The following is a 22,786-nucleotide window of genomic DNA, read 5'->3' as shown; positions in this document are numbered from 1 at the left end:
TGAAGCTGGTAAAGGGCGTTGAACAGCACATCAACATGGCAGGCATGATAACGATTTGCCAGGCGCCCCACACCGCTCAACCCGGCAGCGCCGCCAACACCGCAGTGACCATGCCGTTGAACGTCGCCGGCGAGTCCACCACGCGCGCAGTGACTTTCGCCTCACCGTCGGCACGGGTGGCGCGCCGGGCCTGGTCGGCAGTGGCCGAGAGCTTGACGATCACCACTTCGCGGCGCGGGTTGATATAGATTTTCTGGCCGAAGCGCCCGCTGGCCTCGACTGAGCCGTCGCCATCATTTTTCTGGAACCAGTAGTTGCGATAAGCGTAGCCCGGGCGGCCGGGGGCAAGGTTGCCTTGGGCAAACAACGCCGGGTCGGCGGGCTGGAAAGTGCTGCGCACCGCTTGGTTGAAGCTGTCATCCTTGACGTCACGGGCCAGCTCACGGCGCACCCGTTCGGCGAAGCGCGCGCTGTCGCGCAGGTTGCAGCTGATACCGCCGCTGGCCATCTCGGTACCGAGCGGGTCGACTTGAACATAGGCATCGTCCTGGGCAAAGCGTGACCAGATACGTTGTTCAACCAGTTGGGCCCAGTTCAGCCCGGTGATGCGCCGCAGCGCCCAGGCCAACGCTTCGGGTGAACCGTTCTGGTAGAAGAACAACGGTTTGGCGCCTGAGCCGGACGCCTTTCGTGCGTGCTGGAGGAAACTGTAGATATCCCCCGGCATGCCCTCGGCCCGAGGTATCAACCCGGTAGCGGCAAACAGCCCAAGGTCCGGCGGCACTTGCGGCGGGTACTCCACAGCCACCTGCATGTCGAGGTTGGCTTGCACCGTCGCCTCGCCAAACGGCGTGCCGCTGAGTTCCGGCACGTAATGCGCCAGTGTACGTTGCGGGTCCAGCGTGCCTTCGGCGATCAGTTGGGCGGCGATCAGGCCAGTCACCGACTTGGTCATCGAGGCCCAGATATGCGGCTGGCCGGGTTGGAAGCCCTCCAGATAACGCTCGTACACCACCTGGCCACGGTGCAGCACGATAAGCCCGTCGGTGCTGGTCTGTTGCAGGTAGCTCGCCAACGTCAGGGGCTGCTCGCCGGCATTGAACGCCACCTGGTCCAGTGGCAGCTCAGTGCCTGCTGGCAAGGCTAACGGTGTGGAAGCGCGGCCGATGCCCCGGGTCGGCGAAACCTCGCGGGCGTGGCGCATGGACCAGCGCAGGTAAGGTGGCTGGAACGCGTTGGCCTGGTTCACGCGCAACTGCGGTGCGGGTGGAAACCCTTGCATCACGCCCTGCTCTGCCGGTGCGCTGCTGGCCATGCCCGGGGCAAGTGTACTGGCCAGCATCAGAGCGATGGCCGGCAGGTTGGCGGGTGAAGCGTGCATGCTGCGTTTGGACATTGTCTTGCTCCTGGGTTGGTCTAGAAGTTGGCGCCCACGCTGAATGCCACATAGTCGCGGTCGCCGCGGGTGCCGTAATCGCCATCGAGATAATCGGTGTAGGCAAGGCTTGCCCAGTACTTGCTGGCCAGCGCCACGTCGACGCCCAGGCTGATCGAGCGCGAGCCTTCATTGAAGCCCGAGCCGTCGGCAGGCGAATAGCCTTTCACATCGTGGGACCAGGCCAGGTTGGGACGGATGTCCACGCCCGGGACCAGGTTCTGATAGCTCCAGGTCGCGCGCAGGCGGTAGCCCCAGGAAAACGGCGTGACGAACCCTTCGCCGTTGCAGTCGCCAGGGCTTTTCGAAATCGCCTGGCAAAGGCTGTTGTCGGCCAGCTCTCCGTTGCCGTAGGCCCCGGAGCGGCCATAGCGCGGCCCGAAACGCCCCTCGAGCCCACCCACATAGGTTGCGCCCACCTCCCCCATCAACAGCAGCTGGTTGGCCCCCATGACCTGGCTGAACGCTTGCACTGCCGACACTTGGGCCTGGGTCACCTCTTTGCGTCGATAACCGTCGAACAACGTATCGTCGGTCGAAGGGCGCAGGCCTTCGGCGTTGAGCGGGCTGCGGCCCGGGGCGTTGAGCAGCGACTGCAGTACATCGTTGCCGTTGAGCTGCACCGGCTGGTTGGGGCGGTGACTCAACTCCCCCTGCACAGCGGTACCGTTGTGCAGGGTGGTGGCGAAGGTGATGCCGTAGAGCCGGATATCCTCAGGGTACTGCGCCAGGTACTGCGAGGTTCCCATGCGCAGGGCGCCGGCCAAGGTCTGCCCCGCGCTCGAAGCCAGGAAGGCACCGCAGCCGGACAGGGGCACGCCAATGTTGCCGCACAAGTCCCTGGCAAAACCGGTATTGGCGAAGTAGCGGCTGCTGACGGTACCCAGGTAGGGAGAGCGGCTGTGGTAGTTGGCCGCGAACAGGCCAAACTCGGTATCCAGCGACTGGACATACCAGTGCAAGGCAAAACCCCATTGGCCTCCATTGCGCGCATCCTGGTCGGCCCCGCGCGGCACGCGCACGCCCTCATCGGCAAGCGTCACGCCCATGGACGCCAGCGCTTGGGAAACCCCCGGGTTGGTGACCATCTGCCCACCGACATCCAGGCCTTGGCAGCCCTCGGGCATGAAGTCATTGCCGGAGAAGAAGGTCGCACAGTTGTCCAACCGGGTCTGCTCCCAGTCCAGTTGGTAGAAGGCGTCGAATGACAGGGCCTGGTTGAGGTTTTGCGTGACATACAACAGGTTGACCGGCGCCAGCGCGTCTTTGACTTCCGAGCCTGGCCGGCGCAGTGCGGCCTGATTGAACGGGCTGATCACGTTCAGGCCACCCTGAATGAACAGGCTTTCGCCCCAGTTCACCACCTGATTGCCAAGGCGCACTGAGCCGGGCTCACCGTCGATGTCGTAGAGGGCATAGGCAAACGCATCGAGCAGTTCCGCTGCGGCGGTTTTGGCCGATGCCTGGCGGTTGTGGTCGTCGATGTCGACAGCACGCTGGCTGTGGTCGCGTTGCACCGTGTCATACCAGTAGGTGCCGCGCAGAAACACCCCAACGTTGTCCCGCTGCAGTTCCAGGTCATGGGTTGCTTTGAAAATGGCCGAGAACACATCACCCGAGCGGTAGTTCCGCCGGCCGTCATTGCTGTTGGCGGCCTGCAACAGTTGCTTGTCGGGGTTGGCTGTACTGACGGCGGTGCCGAACGAAAGCGCCGTATCGAAGCGGCCTTCGAGCGGGCCGGCCTGGAATTGCAGGGCAGCCGCCGGGGTGGCGAGCAGGCAGCATAGAGCCGCCAGCGGCGCTTGGCGCCGGCAGAAATGGATGTATACGCTCACTCTTAACCTCTTGTTGTTTTATTCGAGAGTGAAAGGTGGGGTACCACAGATGAGGTACCGGCCGCCCAGGCTGGCGGAATCGGTAATGTGGATTATCGGGGCAGTGAAAGCGGGCTCACAAATAGCGTCTTCGGATCAGTGCCATGCCGGATTGTTATGGCCTGGGCGGAGGTTGGGCGAGGCGTTCGGGGGCCTGACTGGGGTGGGGGGGCGTCAATCGAGCGCCCCCAGATGACCTCAAACAGCCAACAGTTCCAAGGCCCTGCGCACCTTGCCTGGTATGGCAACCGCGCGCTGCTCACGACGGTCAACGAACACATGGGTAAAGCGACCGGCTGCGCACGCTTCAGGCTCGCCCTCGACGAACACGGCCAGCGCGTAGTGCACCGAGCTGTTACCTGTGCCCGTGACCGCGATACCCACTTCGATGCGTTGCGGAAAGGCGACCGCGGCGAAGTAGTCACAAGCAGACCCGGCCACATAGGCCACGACCGGGTCGCGGTGGATATCCAGACCGGCATGCTCGATCAGCCAGGTGTTCACGGCGCTGTCAAAAAACCCGTAGTAGACGACATTGTTCACATGCCCATACAGGTCGTTGTCGTGCCAACGCGTGGTGATCGGCTGGAAGTGGCGATAGGCGCCGCGTAGCGGGCGTTCCCTGGCCATGATCAGAACGCCGCCTGGTAGAGTTCGACAGCATCGGCGAGGGTGACCTTGCGCGGGTTGTTCACCAGCAGGCGCTGCTGCTGCAGGGCCTCTTCAGCAAGCTGTTGCAAGCTGTGGCGGGGCACGCCGACATCACGCAACCGGCTCGGCAAGCCGCAGCGTGGTGCCAATTGCTCCAGCTCGGCAATGAACTGGCTGCACAACTCATGGGGGCCGCCAGGCACCAGCCGCTCGCCCAACAGCGCCGGCGCCAGCGCCGCGTAGTCGGCGAATGCCTCGCTACGGTTGAAGCGCATAACATGCGGCAGCACCAAGGCATTGGCCAGCCCGTGCGGTACGTGAAAACGCGCCCCCAGCGGGTAGGCCAAGGCGTGCACCGCAGCCACCGGTGCGTTGGCGAATGCCTGGCCCGCCAGGCAGGCCCCCAGCAGCATGGCCTGACGGGCCTGCAGATTACCGCCGTTGTGCACCGCCTGGTCGAGGTTGCCTGCCAGCAGTGTCAAGGCCTCGCGAGCCAGCAAGCTGGACAGTGGGTTGCGTTTGAACTTGCTGGTGCTGGCTTCGATGGCATGGACCATCGCGTCGATGCCCGTGGCGGCGGTGATCGCCGGTGGCAGGCCCAGGGTGCGTTCGGCATCGAGCAGCGCAAGGTCAGGCAGCAGCAGCGGTGAAATCACCGCCATCTTGGCGCACTCGCCGGTGGTGATCACGGCAATGGGCGTGACCTCCGAGCCGGTGCCGGCGGTGGTGGGCACCTGGATCAGGGGTAGGCGCTGGCCCTTGGCCTGGTCAATGCCATACACCGCCTCCAGGGTCTGGTCGCACCCTGGGTGGGCCAGCAGCGCCACCAGTTTGGCGACGTCCATGGAGCTGCCGCCGCCGAAACCGACAATCAGCTCGGCACCGATATGCCGGGCCCGGCCGACGGCGGCCAGCACGCAGGCATGGCTGGGGTCGGCGCTGACATCACTGAAAATCGCCGCGCTCAGGTTCGCCTGGGTGAAGCCAGGCAGTACATCGTCAAGCATCCCCAGGCTGACGATACCGGGGTCGGTGACGATCAGCACACGGCGCACGCCGCGTTGCTGGCACAGCTGGGCCAGGCGGCCAGCGGCGCCCGGTTCACAGAGCAGCTGGGCGGTGGTGGCAAAACTGAATGGCTGCATGTTCATGTTCCTTTTGTTCTTGTGGGTGAACGGCACAGCGATCAGAAGGCGAAGTGCGCTTCATCCAGGCTCATCAGGCACGGGGCGCCGCCACGCAACGCCTCACAGTGGGCACTTGCACGCGGCAGGATGCGCCGCCAGTAAAAGTCCGCTGCGTGCAACTTGGCCTGGTAGAACGCGCTGTCGCCGCTGCCGGCAGCCAGTGCCGCACTGGCCCGCTCGGCCGCCCGCAGCCAAAGCGCAGCCAGCAGCACATAGCCTGAATAGGCAAGAAAATCGACCGACACCGCTCCAATTTCCTGGGGGTCGCAGCGGCAGGCATCGAGCACCTCGGCGCTCAGGTTGCGCCACTCCTGCAAACGCAGGGTCACCGCCTCGGCCATCCCTGTCAGCTCATCTGCGCGGCATTCTTGCGCCGCCTCCAACAGTTCATCGATCAACAGGCGCAGCTGCTCGCCGCCATCGGCCAGTACCTTGCGGCGCACAAGGTCCAGGGCCTGGATACCATTGGTGCCCTCATACAGCTGGGTGATCCGGCTGTCGCGCATCAACTGCTCCATGCCCCACTCGCGAATGTAGCCATGGCCGCCATACAGCTGCACGCCCAGGCTGGCGACCTCTTGGCCAACATCGGTGAGGAAGGCCTTGACCACCGGAATCAACAGCGCCGCCCGACGCCCGGCGGCGGCCTGTACTTCAGGCTGCGCCGCACCCTGTTCCAGGTCGAGAGCCTGGGCGGCGTAGGCCGCTAGCATCCGGCAGCCCTCGCTGAGGGTCTTCTGGGTCAGCAGCATGCGCCGCACGTCAGGGTGGCAGATGATCGGGTCGGCGCTGCGCTCGGGCGCCACCGGGCCGGCCAGGCTGCGCGACTGCAAGCGCTCACGGGCATAAGTCAGGCCGCCCTGGAACGCCGCTTCGGCAATGCCCAGCCCCTGCAGCCCCACCTGAAAGCGCGCATCGTTCATCATGGTGAACATGCAGGCCAGGCCCTGGTTGGCCTCACCCACCAGCCAGCCGCGGGCGCCGTCGAAGTTCATCACGCAGGTGGCAGCCCCCTTGATGCCCATCTTGTGCTCGAGGGCACCGCAGCCCAGGGCGTTGGGCACCCCCGGGCCACCGTCAGCCGCGCACTCGAACTTGGGCACCAGGAACAGGCTGATGCCGCGCACTCCGGCCGGCGCATCGGGCAACCGGGCCAGCACCAGGTGGATGATGTTGTCGGTCAGGTCCTGGTCTCCGCCGCTGATGAAGATCTTGCTGCCACTGATGCGATAGCTGCCATCGCCTTGCAGCTCTGCACGGGTACGCAGCAGCGCCAGGTCGGTGCCAGCCTGCGGCTCGGTCAGGCACATGGTGCCGGCCCACTCGCCGCTGACCAGTTTGCCCAAGTAGTCGCGCTTGAGCGCCGGGCTGCCATGCCGGTGCAGGGCCAGCACAGCACCCTCGGTGAGGCCCGAATAGATACGAAACGCCAGCGAGGCGCTCATCAGCATTTCGTGAAAACAGGCTGCAACCATCTGCGGCAGGCCCTGGCCATCGTGTTCGGCCGGGCCGGTCATGCCGCCCCAGCCCTGCTCGACATACAGCCGGTAGGCCTGGCGGAAGCCTTCGGGGGTCAGCACCTGCCCCTGCTCCAGGCGGCAGCCCTGCTCGTCGCCCTGGCGATTGAGCGGGGCCACCACCTCGCTGGCAAAGCGGGCGCCTTGTTCAAGGATGCCATCGATGGTTTCACGGTCCAGGCCGTTGCCCAGGCGGGCGCAATGTTGCGTCACATCGAAGACTTCATGCAGGACGAACTGCATGTCACGCAGGGGGGCTCGGTAGTTCATGCGCGGCCCTCGCTCACGTCAGCCAGCCGCTTGCCGGCCGCGACCAGGCGCATCAGCAGGCCAGCAGGTCGCCAGTGCTCGCCAAACAGGCCCTGCAGCCGCTCCAGCCTGGCCAGCAGTACCCCCAGCCCTTGTTGATCGGCCCAGCACATCGGCCCGCCGGTCTCTGCCGGGAAGCCATACCCATGCAAGTAGACCCGGTCGATGTCCTGGCTACCACTGGCTATGCCCTGTTCGAGAATTTTCGCCCCTTCATTGACCAGCGCCAGCAGGCAGCGCTCACGGATCTCTTCGTCGTCGATCGCGCGCCGACGCACGCCCAGGTCCTGAGCGACCTTGAGCACCAAGGCATCGACCTCGGGGTCATGCAAGGCTTCGCGGCTGCCGGGTGCGTAACGGTAATAGCCCTGGCCAACCTTCTGCCCGAAACGGCCGAGCGCGCACAAGGCATTGTCGACCTGGACCAACGGGGCATCCATCCCCTCCCCGGCCAGTTGACGTGCGCGCCACTCCAGGTCGATGCCGACCACGTCATACATGCGGAACGGGCCCATGGCAAAGCCGAACCCCTGAAGCGCCTCGTCCACCTGCCGCGGTGTGGCGCCCTCGAGCAGCAACTGCCGGGCCTCGGCGACATAGGTACGCAGCATGCGGTTGCCGATGAAACCGGGGCAGTTGCCTGCCACCACCACCTCCTTACCCATGCGCTGGCCCAGCGCCACAGCCGCGTCCAGCACTGCGGGCGCGGTAAGCTGCCCGCGCACCACCTCCAGCAGCTTCATCACATGCGCCGGGCTGAAAAAGTGCAGCCCCAACACCTGTTCAGGCCGCCCGGTGACGGCGGCGATGGCATCGATGTCCAGCGCCGAGGTATTGCTGGCCAGGATAGCTTCAGGCTTGAGCGTGCTGTCCAGGGTGCGGAAGATCTCTTGCTTGAGCGCCAGGTTTTCGTACACCGCTTCAATCACCAGGTCGGCCTCGGCCAGCTCGGTGTAGGCCGTTACCTGCCGCACCCGCGCCAGGCAGGCATCGGCCTGGGCTTGGTCGATACGGCCTTTGGCGACCTGCTGGGCCCAAGTCTGCGCGAGCATGGCAAGGCCAGCCTCGGTGGCGCTGGGGTCGTTGTCCAGCCACAGCACAGGCAGCCCGGCACGGGCCAGGCTGATGACGATGCCGCGGCCCATGGTCCCGGCCCCGATCACGGCCGTCTGCTGAACGTTGTAGGAAGTACTCACGCGTGACACTCCTGATTCGGTAGGTGAAGGCATTGCCCTCACCCTAGTCAGGCGCCTACTATTTTTGAAATTCTAATTTTCCATCCCATGTATTTTTCACATGAATATATCCAACTTCGATCTCAACTTGCTCCGCGTGCTGGACATGCTGCTGCGTGAACAGAACGTGTCACGCGCTGCCGAGCGTCTGGCCCTGACCCAGCCTACAGTGAGCAACGCCTTGGCGCGCCTGCGCGACGTGCTCGGTGATCCGCTGCTGGTGCGGGTCGGCCGACGCATGCGCCCCACCCCCCGCGCCCTGGCCCTGGAAGGGCCGATTCGCGCGGCGCTGCAACAGATCGAGCAGACGCTCGGCGCCGGCGACAGCTTCGACCCGGGCCGCAGCCACAGGCAACTGCGCATTGCCCTGACCGACTTCGCCGAACAATTGTGCATGCCCAGGTTGCTCGCCACCCTGCAAACCCAGGCGCCGCACTTGCGCGTGGATGTGCTGCACCTGGCACCCAACCTGCCAGCCGAAGCCCTCGACCGTGGCGAACTCGACCTGGTGCTGGGGCGCTTCGACGATGTGCCGGCGCGCTACGAGCGCCGCCACTGGCGCAGCGAAACCCTGCACGTGGCGGTGCGCCAGGGGCACCCAGAGGTCGATGGCGCGCTCGATCTGCAAGCCTTCCTGGGCTTGCGTCACTTGTGGGTGCACGGCGGCCAGACCCGGGGCATGGTCGACCAGTGGCTGGCCGAACAGGGCCTGGCGCGGCGCATTGCCTACACCACGCCCAATTACCTGCAGGCCGCGCACCTGGCCGCCAGCTCCGACCTGTGCGTGGTATTGCCCACCGCACTGGCCCGCCATTTCGCCCAGCTACTGCCCTTGCAGGTCTTTGACCTGCCTTTCGCCCTGGAGCCCTTCGAGCTGGAACTGGTGTACCTTGCCCACCGTCAGCACGACCCGGCACTGGCCTGGCTGGTAGCGCGCATCATGGAAATTCGCGGCGGCTGAGCCATCGCATTCAGGTATGGCCACCCATGCAAGAGTGGTATTGGTTTGCCGGCAACCTCTGTCCTTAGAGTGGTTGCCCCCATAACAACAAGGACCACCCCATGCGCCTACGCTACCTGCCCACCCTGCTGGCCCTCGCCCTGCCCTCTGCGGTGCTTGCCCAGGCGCCGGCCAACGATGCCACCGACCTGACGCGCCAAAGCAACCAGCAATGGCTGCAGCGCCTGCCCTTCGACGACCGGGCTGACTTCGACAACGCCCGCCGCGGCCTGCTGGAAAGCGTCGACCAGGCGGTGCTCAATGCCGATGGCAAAACGGTCTGGGACCTGCAGCGCTACGCCTTCCTCAAGGGCGAGGCACCGGCAACGGTCAACCCGAGCCTGTGGCGCATCGCCCAACTCAATACCATCGCCGGGCTGTTCAAGGTCACCGACCGCATCTACCAGGTACGCGGCCTGGACCTGGCCAACATGACCTTGATCGAAGGCGAGCACGGGCTGATCGTGATGGACCCGCTGCTGTCGGTCGAGACCGCCCGGGCCGGGCTGGCCATGTACTTCAGGCATCGCCCGCAACGCCCGGTGGTGGCGGTGATCTACACCCACCCACACGTCGATCATTTCGGCGGCGTGCGCGGGGTGGTCGACGAGGCCGACGTAAAGGCCGGCAAGGTCCAGGTCATTGCCCCTCAAGGTTTCTTCGAACATGCCATCAGCGAGAACGTACTGGCCGGGCCGGCGATGAAGCGCCGGGCGCAGTACATGTATGGTGCGCCGCTGCCACGCGGGCCACGCGGCCAGGTTGACGCGGGGCTGGGCAAGGGTGTGCCGGCCAATGCCACAGTCAGCCTTATCGCCCCGACTCGGCTGATCGAAAAACCGTTCGAAACCCTGCGTATCGATGGCGTCGATATCGAGTTCCAGCTCACGCCCGGCACTGAAGCACCCGCCGAGATGAACCTGTGGTTCCCTGCGTTCAAAGCCCTGTGCATGGCCGAAAACGCCTCCCATGTGCAGCACAACATACTGACCCTGCGTGGCGCACAGGTGCGCGATGCCAAGGTCTGGGCGCACTACCTGGACCAGTCGCTGCTGCGCTACGGCGATCAGGCCGAGGTGGTGTTCGCCCAGCACCATTGGCCAACCTGGGGCGGCGCGGCGATCCGTGAGTACCTGGCCGATCAGCGTGACATGTACGCCTTCCTCGACAGCCAGACGCTGCGCCTGCTCAACCGCGGCCTGACCCCTACCGAGATCGCGGCCGAACTGACCTCGCTGCCACCCCGGCTGGCGAGCAAATGGTACAGCCGCGACTACTACGGCTCGCTCAGCCACAACGTGCGGGCGGTGTATCAGCGCTACATGGGCTTCTACGACGGCAACCCGGCGACCCTCAACCCCTTGCCGCCAAGCGAGGCAGGCCAGCGCTATGTGGCGGCGCTGGGCGGCAGCGAGCGGGTGCTGACACTGGCGCGCGAGGCGTACGGCAAGGGCGACTACCGCTGGGTGGCGGAGCTCACCCGGCACCTGGTGTTCGCCCAATCCGATAACAGCGCTGCACGTGACCTGCAAGCCGATGCCCTGGAGCAACTGGGCTACCAGAGCGAGAACGCCACCTGGCGCAATGCTTACCTGACCGGTGCGCAGGAACTGCGCAACGGCGTAGCGGCCGGTGCCAGCAAAGGCGGCAGCGCCGACGACCTGGTACGCGCACTGACCCCGACGCTGTTCTTCGACTACCTGGGTGTGCGCGTCGATGCAGCCAAGGCGGCAGAGCAGGACCTGACCATCAACTGGCGCTTCACCGACCTCAACGAAGACTACGCCCTTACCCTGCGCAACGGCGTGCTCACCCACCGCGATCACGCGCAACACGCCAAAGCGGATGTGCAGATCAAAATGAGCAAGGCCACCCTGGACCGCATCGCACTGAAGCAGACCGGTTTTCTCAAGGAAGCCAAAGCGGGAGGTATCGACATCAGCGGTGAGCGCATGAAGTTCATGCGCTTCATGGCTGGGCTGGATGAGCCTGACGGGCGCTTCAATATCGTCACGCCCTGAGCACCCAATAGCGCCGCGCTAAGCAGTGCGGCGCAACCACACCCCTAGCACCAACCCGGCCACCAGTAACGCAGTCAGCGGTACGGTGCGCGCCGCGGCCCAGCCGCGCTCGCTGCGCAACATGGCCAGGCCGCGGCGGTAGATGGCGCGTTCGCGTACCCTGCCCAGCAGCGCCAAACACAGTGCCGCGCCGGCCCCAGCCTCCATGCCGCCGCGCCAGGCCAGGCAAGCCAGCACCAGTAAAGACAACTGTGTTCGTCGCCAGGCCAACACCGTACGCTCGGCCTGCAAACCGGTGTCGACAGTGCCGTCAGCCATGCCAACGCCCCCACAACAGCGGCACCAGTGCCGCGCAGGCCAGCGCGCAAGCCACGCTCAGCAGCGGTACCAGCCGTGGCAGCGGCAATGGCGCATCGCGACGCAGTGCGCGCTCCACCACCAGCCAGCGCCACCCAGCCCCCAGGCTTACCAGCAGGCTCGCCAGCAGCAACGCGAACTCCATGGCCAGGCGCCCGGACTGTGGCCAGGCATGCGCGGCAAAGGTTTCAAGGGCAATGGCACCACCCAGCAGTGCCAGGGCGGTGCGTAGCCATGCCAGAAAGGTGCGTTCATTGGCCAGGGTGAAGCGCGGGTCAGGTGGTTTGCCAGGCCCCAGCAACCAGCGCTCCCAGGCGCTGTAATGGTGATCGGAACTCATCGGCTGTCCTGTGTGTGGCCCTGGGTGCTCAACGCAGCCCTTGGCTGCGCAGCGCCCCAGGTGAGAAGTACGAAGCGCTGGTGCGCAGATCGAAGGTGAACGGCTTGGGTTGCTCGTTGGTCAGGCCCGACAGTTGGTAACGCCCGCTGCGCAGGTCGTAGATCACCTCCATGGCGTTGACCAGTGCCTGCCCGGTGACATGGTAGTAACTGTGCGCCTGGGCCGTGCGCCACAGCCGCCCTTGGTGGTCGAAGAAGTCTGCCTCGACGATGGCCCAGCTGTCCTCGTCCAGGTAATAGCGGCGGCTGGCATAGATATGCTCGGCCCCAGGCTTGAGGGTACCGACCAGCTCCCATACCCGGTGCAATTCGTAGCGTGTTGGCTGCGGGTTGACGTGGCCTTGGCCGATCAGCGCGGTGTAGCTGAGCTGTGGCGAAGCCAGGCGATAACTGTTGTAGGGTACGTGCAGGGTTTTCTTGCCGACCAGGGTCCAGTGGTAAAGGTCGGGGGCACCGTTGAACATGTCGCGGCTGTCGGCGGTGCGCAGCCCGGCAGTGCCCGGGCTGATGTTGTCATAGGCCACTGCAGGCGCGCGCCTGACGCGCCGCTGGCTGCTGCTGTACAACCACGACAGGCGCGGCTGGGCGACCTGGTCGAGGGTTTCGTGCAGCACCAAGGCATCACCTGCCAGGCGCGATGGCGCGGTCATGCGGTAGCTCAGGTAATACAGTACGTTGCTTGCCTGGCCGCCGGGCAGCACATCGGGCCGGGCGAAGGTTTGCTGCGCGCTGAACATGACGAAGCGACCATCACGACGCGGGGTGATGCTGTCCGACGCCAAGCTGTAACTGCCGTTGCGTGGCCGCGTCAGGTGGTTCCACAGTACCTGCAGGCCATTGCGTGGCAGCGGAAACGCCAGTACCCCGGCAAAACCCTGCACGCCGTTGCCGTCATTGACCAGATGGGCGCTGGCGGCGTTGTGCCTGGCCCACTCGCTCACCCGAGCGGGCACCGCGACACTGCGGTGCGACGGGTAGACCGGCAGGCGAAAAGAGCTGGGGTAACGCTCGAACAGCGCCACCTGGCCTGCCGTGAGCTGCTCGCGATAGTGCGGGTAGTTCTGCGCAGTGATGGTGTACAGCGGCTGCTCATCGGCGTAGGGGTCCAGTGGCGTGCCGTTGACCGCCAGCGAGACCTGCCCCGGTTGCAGCCCCCCGCTCCAGGCCGGTATGCGGCCATCACTGCTGGGTGCACGCTCGGCACCCACGGGTGTCAGCTGCGGGGGCAGTGGCGCGAGTGGCGTGGCGCCAAGGTGAAGGGCCAGCAGGCTGGCATTGACGAACAGAATGCTTCGCAGCAGGGCGACAGGTTTCATGGGTTTGGCCTCTTGTTGTTGTTGGCTGACCTGGCCGGGCGGGCTTGCCTTGGCACGCCCTTTCCGGGTGATACTAGGAGCCACGCTTCGAACCCCACAAATAACGTGTTCGGATACGTGCCATATCAGTTCGGCATACCCTTGGAACCGCTGCGATGACCCTCAAACAGCTCCGCTACCTGATCGCAATCGTCGAAGCCGGCAGTTTCTCCTCGGCCGCGCGTCGCGCCTACATCGCCCAGCCGGCGCTGAGCAGGCAGATCGGCCTGCTGGAGAGTGAACTGGAAATGCAGTTGCTCGACCGCCAGCACGACGGCATCGTTCTGACCGACGCCGGGCGGCAGCTTTACGAGGTGGCCCGCCAGGTGGTGCAGAAACTCGATTCGGTGAAGGACGACCTCAAATCAAGCCGCGGTGACCCCAAGGGGCATGTCGCCATTTCCATTCCGGCCACTGCCGCAGACCTGCTGCTGCCGGAAATCCTCAAGCGTGCCGAACAGCGCTTTCCCGGTGTGACCTTGACCGTGTGGGATGGCCTGAGCCGCAACGGTGGCCAGGCCATCGAACTGGGCAAGGTTGACTTCGGCGTGGTGCCCAACGCCGAGGAGCTTGAACATGTCGAAGCCGAGGCGATCTTTACCGAGGCGCTGTACTGGGTCGGCCCTTCAGCTGCCGGCGCCGCCGACACCATTACCCTGGCCGAAGCCGCCGCCACGCGGCTGGTGCTGCCACCAAAGGCACTGCACCTGCGCCGGCGCATCGAACAGGCGGCCATGGAAGCCGGCGTGCCGTTGGCGGCCGCCTACGAGCAGCAGTCGGCACCCGGCATCGCCAGCCTGGTGCGCGCAGGGCTGGCGGCGACCATCAGCAACTGGCCGCCGCTGTGCGAGCTGCTGGAACCTACGCAGGCACGGCTCATCGTCGAGCCACGCATCAGCCGCACCATTGCCCTGGCGCACTCACGGCACAAGCCCCTGTCGTTTGCCGCCGGTTGCTTGCACGACCTGGTGCGCGGGCTGCTGATCGAACTGGTACTCGGCGGCCGTTGGCGTGGTGAGCTGATCGGCGGCGATGACGCGCCGCTCGGGTCGGTGCCGGGGGTTCAGCTGGCTGTCTGAGAGCGCACCGGCACGCCATGCTCGACCGCAACCGGTTCACCCAGGCGCTTCAGGGTGCGCTGCGGGTTCAAGGTCACCAGGCCCGCCAGCCCGGCCACGACCAGTACTGCGCCACAGACCAAAAAGCCTTGGGCATAACCTGCGGGATGCTCGGCGCCCGCTCCTTGCACCAGCAACCCGGTTACCACCGGCGCAGCCAGGCCGGCCAGCGAAGCGATACCGTTACCGATCGCAAGCACCCCGCCCCGCTGGGCCGTCGGGGTGAACTCGGCGAGCATGGCCGGCCCCACGGAGTACATGACCAGTGCCAGCCCGCCACTTAAAGTCAGTGCGCCAACCCGCACGGCGGTGCTCAGGCCTGGCAACACCAGCGACGCAGACAGCAGCCCGGCAAGTATCAGGCACAGCGAGACGAATACGCCGCGCGCCACGCGCGACGATACGCCACGGCGCATCAGGCGTTGTGACAACCAGGCCATCAACAGGCTCAACGGCGTGGTCACCACCACGAACATCACAAAGATCCGCCCCGTCTGCAGCGGGTCGATGCCCAGGCCGACCTGCAGATAACTGGGCACCCAGGTAAGCGTCAGGGCCAGCGACCAGTTGGCGGCGAAGTGGCAGAGGTAGTTGCCCATCACGCTGGGGTCACTCAGCAGCTTGCGATACGGTATGGCCGGCTCATCGCTCTTGAGCTGGCTGGCGCGCAGGCGCTCAAGGGTGCCCTCCTGCCCCAGCCGCCACCACAACAGGCACCACACCAGGCCGATCAGCGAAAGGATGATGAAGTTGGTGCGCCAGCCGTAGTGCAGGCTGACCCAGGGGATCATCGCGCCAGCCACCAGCAGCCCCATGGCGCTACCGGCATGCAGCAGCGCCACAGGCAGGTTGCGACGGTCATTGGGGAACCACTTGTACAGCGCATGAGTGGCGACCGGCGATGCCGGCCCCTCACCGATGCCCAGCAGCACGCGGCAGGCAACGATGGCCCACAGTGAAGTGGCGAACAGCATCGGCAACTGGATCACCGCCCAGAACAGGCCCATGCCCAATAGCAGTGTGCGAGTGGGGCGCCGGTTGGCCATGAAGCCTCCGACCACGGCGGACAGGGCGAAAAACCAGTGCAAAGCACCGCCAATGAGCCCGAACTCAGTCGCCGTCAGGCCCAGTTCGGCGCTCATCGGCACCGCGACCAGGCCGATCACCACCTTGTCGAGAAAATTGACCAGCATCAGCAGGGCCAGCAGCACGGCCACCATCCAGGCCGTACGGGGGTTGGGCAGGGAAGCATCCACAGTCATGGCGATTACTCTTGTTATTGTTGTGGAATGTAACAAAAGGCCGCCGCAGTGGCGGCCCGAGGGTCACGCGGGCATCAGCACGCCTTTGGCGATGGTGTTGCGCTGGATTTCACTGGTACCGGTCAGGATGCGCATCATTCGGGTGGCACGGAAAATCCATTCCACCGGGTGGCCCTGCATCAACCCGGCACCGCCATGCACCTGCACGGCCTTGTCGGCAATGCGGAATGCGGCCTCGGAGACGAACAGCTTGCACATCGGCGCCTGGGTCCGGATATCGCCGCCGGCATCGTTCACCTGTGCCGTGGCATAGACCATGCTGCGCGCTGCATGCAGCTCGGTGGCCATGTCGGCGATCATATGGTTGACCGCCTGGAACATGGCGATCGGCTGGCCGAACTGCTTGCGGCTACGGGCATGCTCGATCGACAGGTTCAGGGCCAAGCCGGCCATGCCCAGCAAGGTCGGGCAATGCAGCAGCCGGTTGAGGGTAATGCGCCCCATGGCCAGCTTGAACCCTTGGCCCTCCTCGCCAATCAGGTTGGCCGCTGGCACGCGCACCTCATCCAGCACGATGTCGCCATGAGCCCCACCACCGGACATCACCGCATAGTCGCTTTCGACACGCACGCCCGGCGCCTTGAGGTCGACGAAGAACGCCGAAATGCCCTGCGCGCCCTGCCCGGGCCCGGTCACGGCCAGCAACACCGCCAGGTCGGCGTAAGTGGCACCAGAGATGTAACGCTTGCTGCCGCTCAGCACGTAGTGATCACCGTCGCGGCGCGCCTGGGTGCGGATGGCAGTGGCGTCCGAACCTGCCTCGGCCTCGGTCAGGGCGAAGCACACGGCTTTCTCGGCGCGGCACACCGGCTGCAGGAAATGCTCCACCTGATAGGGGCTGGCCACTTTGAGCAGGTGGCCCACCCGCGGCGGCCCGGACAGCTCACCCAATACATGCGGGGCCAGCATCGAGCCGGTCAGTACCGTGGCTTCCTTCACGGCGCACAGGTCAGCCACGCTCAAACCTGCACCACCCATGGCCTCAGGCAGCATGAGGGTGTAAAGGCCCTGCTCGCTGGAGCGTTTCCATACTTGCCGCAAGACCGCCTGAGGGTGTGGGCGCGCCCAGTCCAGCTGCATTTCCTGCTCCAGCGGGCGAACCTGGTCGCGGACGAACCCTTCGATGGCTTCGATGATCTGCGCAGCTTTTGCACTCGGTTGATACATGGTCATGCTCCCTGATCAGATACGACGATCGCTGTGTTGCCAGTAGGCTTCCCGGACCAGGCGGCGGACCACCTTGCCATTGGGGTTTTTCGGCAGTTCGGTGACAAAATCCACGCCGCGCGGCTTCTTGAAACCGGCCAGGGCGCGGCCGCAGCGCTCGATGAGCTCGGCGGCGTCAAGCTGTGCGCCGGGCTTGAGCACCACCACAGCGCGCACCGCTTCACCCCACTGCTCGTCAGGCACGCCGACCACTGCCACCTCGAACACTTCTGGGAAGCCGTAGATCACCTGCTCCACTTCGCTGGGGTACACGTTGAAGCCCCCGGAAATGATCATTTCCTTCTTGCGATCGACGATGAACACGTAACCCTGCGCATCGACCGTGGCCAGGTCGCCGGTCAGGTAGTAGCCGTCGCGCATGACTTCGGCGGTGAGCGCCGGCGCGCGCCAGTAGCCCTGCATGATGTCCGGCCCCTTGACCACGATTTCGCCGATCTCGCCCGGTGCCACATCCTCGAATGCCTCGTTCACCACCCGCAGGTCGGTTTCGAAATAGCAGCGCCCGCAAGAGGCCAGGCGCTGGTAGTTGCCGTCTTCGATCAGGTGGTCCTGCTCGGTCAGTACCGTGACCAGCGAACAGGTTTCGCCGGCACCATAACCTTGCACGAGAATCGGCCCGAACAGCTCGATGGCCTTTTTCACCAGGGCCGGGGCCATGGGCGCGGCGCCATACATGACCAGTTTGAGGCTGGACAGGTCGAAGCGCTCGACGTCGGGGTAATTGACCAGCCGGTTGATCATGGCCGGCACCAGGAACAGCCGCGTCACCCGCTCACGTTCGATGGCCTCCAGCAACAGGCGATCGTCGTAGCGGTCGAGCAGCAGGTTGCAGGCGCCCACCGCCAGCAGCGGCATGATCTGCATGCCGCTGGCATGGGTGATCGGCCCCACATGGGCCATCACATCGTCAGGGCCTGAACGCCGCGTGGGGCTGGCGATGCTCTTGCGGACCAGCGCCTTGCGGTTGCCAAACGACAACATGGCCGCCTTGAGTACACCGGAGCTGCCGGAGGTGTAATGCAGCACTGCCAAGGCGTCGTCGGCAGGGTCCAGGCTACACGGTGCCTCGCTGCCGCGCTCAAGCAGCGCGGCATAACCCAGGTCACCGCCCTCGCCCTCCAGCGCGATCACCTGGCGCAACATCGGCAAGGCCTCGCGTCGTTCAGCCAGCGCCTGGGCGAAGGTGGCATCGGTGATCAGCGCAACGCTGCAGGAGTCTTCCAGCACCCGTACCACTTCATCCAGCGACAACCGCGCGTTGATCGGCACCTTGACCATCGCCGCCTTGTACAGCGCCACCTCTGCCTCTACCAGCTCCACGCGGTTGGCAGCCAGGATCGCCACATGTTCACCGCTGGCAACGCCCAGTGCACCCAGCCCCGAGGCCAGGCGGTTGCTGCGCCGTTCCAGCTGGGCATAGGTCAGGCGCGTCTGGCCGTCTGCCACGGCAGTGTGGTCCGGCCAGTAGCGGGCACTGCGGGTAATGATCTTTCCAAGGTTCACGTTGTTGTTCTCGTCGACAGGAAGACATCGACGATGCTAAACAGCCAGGCGCGGGCGGATGTAATACCAGTTTCCGATGCCGGCCATAACGAATTTGGCTGGCATCGGACAAACGCCTGAAACCGTTGGCGCATTGCCCCAGCACTGGCGTTTACAGGCCAGTTTCACCAGATGGCAATGTCATAGGTCAGGTAGAGGCGGTTGCTGTCCCGACCGCGGGAATAGTCAGACCTGTAGACATAGTTGCGCAGCCGTACCCCCAGCCCTTTGAGTGCCCCGCCCTGCACCACATACGCAAGCTCGGCGTCACGCTCCCATTCACTCAACCCCTGCGCCCCGGAGCGGCCGTTGTCGCCGCTCAGGTAGCGTGTCATGAAGGTCAGCCCAGGCACGCCTGCGGCGGCAAAGTTGTAGGCATAGCTTGCCATCCAGGTCTTTTCTTCTTCCTCGATGAACTTGCCGATGCCAACGTTGCTGAACGAATACACCGTGGCACCACTGATGTACGGCAGGCCGGCTTCACCGTCCAGCACCTGATACCCGGCGCCGAAGGTGTGCCCTGAATGGGCGTAGGACACCTGTGCGCTGAACATGTCGTTGTCGATGCTGCCGCCGTACGCCGCGCCGCTGTCACGGCTGGTGAAATACCGCAGGTCGGTGGTCAGCACCCCGCCGGCCAGCGCAAGGTCATGTACCAGGCCGGCAAAGTCCTGGCGGTAGAAATGCTCGAGCTGACCGTGGAAGTAGCTCAAGCGCAAGTGCTTGCTGAACGCGTAGTCGGCGCCGGCGAAGCTGAAGTCGCCAGACTCGGCGCCGCCATAACCGTCCAGGTACAAGCCGGTACTGTTGGACGAGTCGCGTTGCTTGAACCGGTCCAGATGCCCGGCAGTGAGCGTCAGCCCCTCGATATCGGTACTCGTCAGCTGCGTACCCTGGTAGGTCTGGGGCAGTACTCGGGCATCGTTGTAGACCAGTACGGGGGTCTTGGGCAGCAAGGTACCGTGTTTGACCACCGTACTACCCAGGCGGGCCTTGGCCGTTACCCCGGCACTGGCGAACTCCTGGGCGGCGCGACCGTCGTCATGCACCGGCAACAGGCCCGTACCGCTGCGGCCACGGCCGGAGTCCAGCCTGACCCCCAAGAGCCCCATCGCATCGAGCCCCAGGCCCAGCGTGCCTTGGGTAAAGCCCGACTGATAGTCGAGCAGGAAGCCTTGCGCCCACTCGGTTCGCTCGCTTTTGGCGGTGGCGGCGGCGCGGGCGCTCATACCCTGCTCGTCGCGGAAATTCTCGTTGAAATAAACGTTGCGCAGTTGCAGTTTGAGCTTGCCGTCATCGACAAAACCGGCAGCGCCGGCAACAGGCAGGCAGCCGCAGAGCAGGCCACAGGCGGCCGCCGCACGCAGAGCAGTTGGAGACATGTTCGGTACTCTGTTGTTGTTTTTGAATGAGTAGAAAGCGGGCGCCCGGCGGCGCCCTGGGCGGATCAGACGAAGAAGGACAAGGCACCGGTGAGCAGGGCCAGCGCGGTGATCACCAGCGAGGTGAGCACTGCCCATTTGACGGTGGCCTTCTGAAAGTCGCCTATATCGCGGTCGACCATGCCCACCAGCAACAGGGTCGAAGCCACCAGAGGGCTCATCAGGTGCACCGGCTGGCCGAGCACCGAAGCGCGGGCGATCTCTACCGGGTCGATGCCGTAGGCGGCAGCCGCGTTGGCCAGGATCGGGACTACGCCAAAGTAGTAGGCATCATTGGACAGGACGAACGTCAGCGGCATGCTGGTGATCGCCACCACCAGCGGGAACCAGTGGCCCCAGGACTGCGGAATCCAGTCCACCAGTGTCTGCGCCAGCGCATCGACCATCTTCGTGCCGGAGAAGATGCCGGCGAAAATCCCTGCGGCAAACACCAGCAGCACGACCGTCATGGCGTTGCCGGAGTGGGCCAGGATGCGCTCTTTCTGCACCTCGAGTTGCGGGTAGTTGATCATCAAGGCAGCGACAAAACCGATCATGAACAGGATCGCTGCGTGCATCACGCCCAGGACCAGCGCGATCATCACCGCCACCACCAGCAACAGGTTGACGTAGGCAAGCCGCGGACGCTTGTGCGGCGTGTCCTCGAGAATCGCCTTGATGTAGCAATTGCCGCCACCGGATTCGAGCTTGATGTTGCCGATGCGTTTGCGTTCGGCACGGCCCAGCAGGAACGCGGTGAAGACTACCCAGGCAGCCCCACCGATCATGGTCGGCAACATCGGGATGAAGTACTCGGTCGCATCGAGCCCCAGCGCGGCGATGGCCCGTGTCGCCGGCCCGCCCCATGGGCTCAGGCCACTCATGATGCTCAGCGAAAGCATCGCCACCGTTGCCAGGATCATCGGGTTCATGCCGATGCGCTTGTACAGCGGCAACATGGCCGCACAGGTGATCATGTAGGTGGTAGTGCCATCACCATCGAGCGCCACCAGCAGCGAAAGCAGTGCAGTGCCGATGGCGATCTTGATCGGGTCGCCATTGACGCGTTTGAGAATCTTGCGGATCAGCGGATCGAACAGCCCTGCGTCGATCATCAGGCCAAAGAACAGAATGGCGAACAACAGCAGTGCAGCCGACGGGGCAACCATCTTCAGGCCGTCGAGCATCATCTTGCCGGTTGTCGGCGCAAACCCGCCGATCACGGCGAACACGATGGGGACTACGGTGAGCGCAACGATCGGCGACAGCCGTTTGCTCATGATGAGGTAGGTGAAGGTCACCACCATGATCAGGCCAAGCAATGCGAGCATGATTGGGTTCTCTTGTTTTTATTCTAGGCGTGGCCATCTGGCGCGCAGGCGGCCCCCTGCCCCACTCGGCATCACAGTGATGCTGAGCGGGGTTCAAGTCAACGAAGGGTGTTACGGGTGATGATCAGCCGTGATGACGGGGCTCTGCAGGCCAACTGGGCGCTGTTGGCGCGGCCTGCCCGGCGAGCGGCTCACGCTCACCGTTAAGGGTGCGCATCAAGGTATCCCGCTCACAGGCATTTTCCGAAAGCGAGACCACCACGGTGGCAACTGCATTGCTGGCCAGGCTGGTCAGGGCGCGCGCCTCGGACATGAAACGATCGACGCCGATCAGCAGCGCCAAGCCTGCCAACGGGATGTCGTGGATGACGGTCAGGGTCGAGGCCAGGGCTACGAAGCCACTCCCGGTCACACCGGCAGCGCCCTTGGAAGACAGCAGCATGATGGCGAGCATGGTGATGGTCTGCCCCAAGGTCAGGTCGATGTTGCACGCCTGGGCGATGAAGATGGCCGCCAGTGACAGGTAGATCGCCGTGCCGTCCAGGTTGAAGGAGTAACCGGTGGGCAGCACCAGCCCCACCACTCCTTTTTTGCAGCCCAGTTTTTCCAGCTTCTCCAGCATGCGCGGCAACACCGGCTCGGTAGAAGAAGTACCGAGCACCACCAGAAACTCCTCACGGAAATAACGCAGCAGTTTCCACAGGCTGAAACCATGCGCGCGGCAGATGCCACCGAGTACGACGATGACGAAGAAGGCGCAGGCGATGTACAAGGTGCCTACCAGCTTCGCCAGGGCGCCAAGCGAACTGATGCCGTACTGGCCTACGGTAAAGGCCAGGGCACCGAACGCACCGATCGGCGCGAAGCGCATCAGGTAGCCAAAAATGCGAAACACCATGGCCGAAGCGGATTCGAGCACATCCAGCACCGGCTTGCCCTTCTCACCCATCGAGGACAGGGCAAAACCGCTGAGTACCGCGATGAACAGCACCGGCAGCACTTCGCCTTTGTTGAATGCGCCGATGAAGGTATCGGGAATGATGTGCATGAAAAAGTCGACCACGCTCAGTTTCGCCGCCGACGCCGCATACTGGCTGAGCCCCTCGGTGCTGAGGGTGGCGGGGTCGATGTTCATGCCCTCGCCGGGACGGAAAAGGTAGACCGCCGCAAGGCCGATGATCAGGCTGACAACGGTCAACCCCAGGAACAGGAGCAAGGTCTTGCTCATCAAGCGCCCCAGCGAACGCTTGTCGGTCATGCCGGCAATCCCGGTGACGATGGTGCAGAACACGACAGGCGCGATCATCATCTTGATCAGCTTGATGAAGGCATCGCCCAGCGGTTTGAGCGCAACGGCCTGTTGCGCCCAGAAATGCCCGACCACTACGCCCAGCACGACGGCGCAGAGAATCTGGAAGTACAGTGATTTTGCGATCTTCATGAGGCATCACCCATTGTTGAAATTGTGCGGATGCGCTTTGTTGC

The 22,786-nt window shown here is 64.5% G+C and carries 18 protein-coding genes; 3 read left to right on the top strand and 15 right to left on the bottom strand.

What is annotated here, in order from left to right; translation table 11 throughout:
- Positions 1-76: 76 nt before the first annotated feature.
- The 6 genes from IWW33_RS21375 to IWW33_RS21350 form a co-directional block, all read right to left on the bottom strand.
- Positions 77-1,396, bottom strand: a complete 1,320-nt coding sequence (locus IWW33_RS21375) for a serine hydrolase (RefSeq protein WP_046785773.1) — start codon at positions 1,394-1,396, stop codon at positions 77-79.
- Positions 1,397-1,416: 20 nt separating this feature from the next.
- Entirely contained in the window at positions 1,417-3,258 is a 1,842-nt protein-coding gene (locus IWW33_RS21370) for a DUF1302 domain-containing protein (RefSeq protein WP_348635201.1), read from the bottom strand.
- A gap of 249 nt (positions 3,259-3,507) precedes the next feature.
- Positions 3,508-3,939 carry a thioesterase family protein gene (locus IWW33_RS21365; RefSeq protein ID WP_046785771.1) on the bottom strand — a complete coding sequence of 144 codons (432 nt, stop codon included), beginning with the start codon at positions 3,937-3,939 and terminating at the stop codon, positions 3,508-3,510.
- Positions 3,940-3,941: 2 nt separating this feature from the next.
- Positions 3,942-5,105 carry an iron-containing alcohol dehydrogenase gene (locus tag IWW33_RS21360; RefSeq protein WP_174142481.1) on the bottom strand — a complete coding sequence of 388 codons (1,164 nt, stop codon included), beginning with the start codon at positions 5,103-5,105 and terminating at the stop codon, positions 3,942-3,944.
- 41 nt (positions 5,106-5,146) lie between these two features.
- On the bottom strand, positions 5,147-6,934 hold the full coding sequence (locus IWW33_RS21355; RefSeq protein WP_174142482.1) for an acyl-CoA dehydrogenase C-terminal domain-containing protein: 1,788 nt from the start codon (positions 6,932-6,934) through the stop codon (positions 5,147-5,149).
- Positions 6,931-8,169, bottom strand: coding sequence for a 3-hydroxyacyl-CoA dehydrogenase (locus IWW33_RS21350; RefSeq protein WP_174142483.1), 1,239 nt, complete (start codon positions 8,167-8,169; stop codon positions 6,931-6,933). Before IWW33_RS21350 ends, IWW33_RS21355 begins: the two co-directional genes overlap by 4 nt.
- 100 nt (positions 8,170-8,269) lie before the next feature.
- On the opposite strand from IWW33_RS21350, the gene IWW33_RS21345 reads away from it, so the two are divergent.
- On the top strand, positions 8,270-9,169 hold the full coding sequence (locus IWW33_RS21345; protein ID WP_174142484.1) for a LysR family transcriptional regulator: 900 nt from the start codon (positions 8,270-8,272) through the stop codon (positions 9,167-9,169).
- Between the two features lie 101 nt (positions 9,170-9,270).
- The gene (locus IWW33_RS21340) at positions 9,271-11,229 is read left to right on the top strand and encodes an alkyl sulfatase dimerization domain-containing protein (RefSeq protein ID WP_174142485.1); all 1,959 of its coding nucleotides are present in this window, start codon (positions 9,271-9,273) and stop codon (positions 11,227-11,229) included.
- An 18-nt stretch (positions 11,230-11,247) separates the two neighbouring features.
- Here IWW33_RS21340 and IWW33_RS21335 read toward each other — a convergent pair whose 3' ends face one another.
- The 3 genes from IWW33_RS21335 to IWW33_RS21325 are packed head-to-tail and all read right to left on the bottom strand — an operon-like array spanning position 11,248 to position 13,301.
- Positions 11,248-11,547, bottom strand: coding sequence for a DUF202 domain-containing protein (locus IWW33_RS21335; protein WP_174142486.1), 300 nt, complete (start codon positions 11,545-11,547; stop codon positions 11,248-11,250).
- Positions 11,540-11,926 (bottom strand): DUF202 domain-containing protein, encoded by a 387-nt coding sequence (locus tag IWW33_RS21330; RefSeq protein ID WP_012314999.1) that lies wholly within the window; start codon positions 11,924-11,926, stop codon positions 11,540-11,542. The genes IWW33_RS21335 and IWW33_RS21330 overlap by 8 nt, the downstream gene beginning before the upstream one ends.
- A 28-nt stretch (positions 11,927-11,954) precedes the next feature.
- Complete coding sequence (locus IWW33_RS21325; protein ID WP_161871521.1) at positions 11,955-13,301, bottom strand: DUF1329 domain-containing protein; 1,347 nt, start codon at positions 13,299-13,301, stop codon at positions 11,955-11,957.
- A gap of 155 nt (positions 13,302-13,456) precedes the next feature.
- On the opposite strand from IWW33_RS21325, the gene IWW33_RS21320 reads away from it, so the two are divergent.
- Positions 13,457-14,419: a LysR family transcriptional regulator gene (locus IWW33_RS21320; protein ID WP_196914398.1), complete on the top strand. Its 963-nt coding sequence runs from the start codon at positions 13,457-13,459 to the stop codon at positions 14,417-14,419.
- Here IWW33_RS21320 and IWW33_RS21315 read toward each other — a convergent pair.
- The 6 genes from IWW33_RS21315 to IWW33_RS21290 form a co-directional block, all read right to left on the bottom strand.
- A complete protein-coding gene (locus IWW33_RS21315) occupies positions 14,404-15,678 on the bottom strand; it encodes an MFS transporter (RefSeq protein WP_174142512.1) in 1,275 nt (424 codons plus the stop codon). The genes IWW33_RS21320 and IWW33_RS21315 overlap by 16 nt on opposite strands.
- 105 nt (positions 15,679-15,783) lie before the next feature.
- Complete coding sequence (locus IWW33_RS21310) at positions 15,784-16,947, bottom strand: acyl-CoA dehydrogenase family protein (RefSeq protein ID WP_046785762.1); 1,164 nt, start codon at positions 16,945-16,947, stop codon at positions 15,784-15,786.
- A 15-nt stretch (positions 16,948-16,962) separates the two neighbouring features.
- A complete protein-coding gene (locus IWW33_RS21305; protein WP_119687331.1) occupies positions 16,963-18,510 on the bottom strand; it encodes an AMP-binding protein in 1,548 nt (515 codons plus the stop codon).
- A 164-nt stretch (positions 18,511-18,674) separates the two neighbouring features.
- Complete coding sequence (locus tag IWW33_RS21300) at positions 18,675-19,931, bottom strand: OprD family porin (RefSeq protein ID WP_115274417.1); 1,257 nt, start codon at positions 19,929-19,931, stop codon at positions 18,675-18,677.
- Positions 19,932-19,996: 65 nt separating this feature from the next.
- The gene (locus tag IWW33_RS21295; RefSeq protein WP_012315007.1) at positions 19,997-21,301 is read right to left on the bottom strand and encodes a citrate:proton symporter; all 1,305 of its coding nucleotides are present in this window, start codon (positions 21,299-21,301) and stop codon (positions 19,997-19,999) included.
- A gap of 124 nt (positions 21,302-21,425) precedes the next feature.
- Positions 21,426-22,742, bottom strand: a complete 1,317-nt coding sequence (locus tag IWW33_RS21290) for a dicarboxylate/amino acid:cation symporter (protein ID WP_125924022.1) — start codon at positions 22,740-22,742, stop codon at positions 21,426-21,428.
- Positions 22,743-22,786 lie beyond the last annotated feature (44 nt).

Origin of the sequence: Pseudomonas sp. M2 (genome assembly GCF_015751845.1) — a bacterium.
GTDB lineage: Bacteria > Pseudomonadota > Gammaproteobacteria > Pseudomonadales > Pseudomonadaceae > Aquipseudomonas > Aquipseudomonas putida_E.
Note: the sequence above shows the minus strand (reverse complement) of the source record. Positions and strands in the feature narration are given on the sequence as shown.

What these genes read in the sequence shown, in the direction of transcription:
- IWW33_RS21375 (WP_046785773.1), bottom strand. Translation starts at nt 1,396, where the DNA reads ATGTCCAAACGCAGCATGCACGCTTCACCCGCCAACCTGCCGGCCATC.
- IWW33_RS21365 (WP_046785771.1), bottom strand. Translation starts at nt 3,939, where the DNA reads ATGGCCAGGGAACGCCCGCTACGCGGCGCCTATCGCCACTTCCAGCCG.
- IWW33_RS21360 (WP_174142481.1), bottom strand. Translation starts at nt 5,105, where the DNA reads ATGCAGCCATTCAGTTTTGCCACCACCGCCCAGCTGCTCTGTGAACCG.
- IWW33_RS21355 (WP_174142482.1), bottom strand. Translation starts at nt 6,934, where the DNA reads ATGAACTACCGAGCCCCCCTGCGTGACATGCAGTTCGTCCTGCATGAA.
- IWW33_RS21345 (WP_174142484.1), top strand. Translation starts at nt 8,270, where the DNA reads ATGAATATATCCAACTTCGATCTCAACTTGCTCCGCGTGCTGGACATG.
- IWW33_RS21340 (WP_174142485.1), top strand. Translation starts at nt 9,271, where the DNA reads ATGCGCCTACGCTACCTGCCCACCCTGCTGGCCCTCGCCCTGCCCTCT.
- IWW33_RS21335 (WP_174142486.1), bottom strand. Translation starts at nt 11,547, where the DNA reads ATGGCTGACGGCACTGTCGACACCGGTTTGCAGGCCGAGCGTACGGTG.
- IWW33_RS21330 (WP_012314999.1), bottom strand. Translation starts at nt 11,926, where the DNA reads ATGAGTTCCGATCACCATTACAGCGCCTGGGAGCGCTGGTTGCTGGGG.
- IWW33_RS21325 (WP_161871521.1), bottom strand. Translation starts at nt 13,301, where the DNA reads ATGAAACCTGTCGCCCTGCTGCGAAGCATTCTGTTCGTCAATGCCAGC.
- IWW33_RS21320 (WP_196914398.1), top strand. Translation starts at nt 13,457, where the DNA reads ATGACCCTCAAACAGCTCCGCTACCTGATCGCAATCGTCGAAGCCGGC.
- IWW33_RS21315 (WP_174142512.1), bottom strand. Translation starts at nt 15,678, where the DNA reads ATGGTGGCCGTGCTGCTGGCCCTGCTGATGCTGGTCAATTTTCTCGAC.
- IWW33_RS21310 (WP_046785762.1), bottom strand. Translation starts at nt 16,947, where the DNA reads ATGTATCAACCGAGTGCAAAAGCTGCGCAGATCATCGAAGCCATCGAA.
- IWW33_RS21300 (WP_115274417.1), bottom strand. Translation starts at nt 19,931, where the DNA reads ATGTCTCCAACTGCTCTGCGTGCGGCGGCCGCCTGTGGCCTGCTCTGC.
- IWW33_RS21295 (WP_012315007.1), bottom strand. Translation starts at nt 21,301, where the DNA reads ATGCTCGCATTGCTTGGCCTGATCATGGTGGTGACCTTCACCTACCTC.
- IWW33_RS21290 (WP_125924022.1), bottom strand. Translation starts at nt 22,742, where the DNA reads ATGAAGATCGCAAAATCACTGTACTTCCAGATTCTCTGCGCCGTCGTG.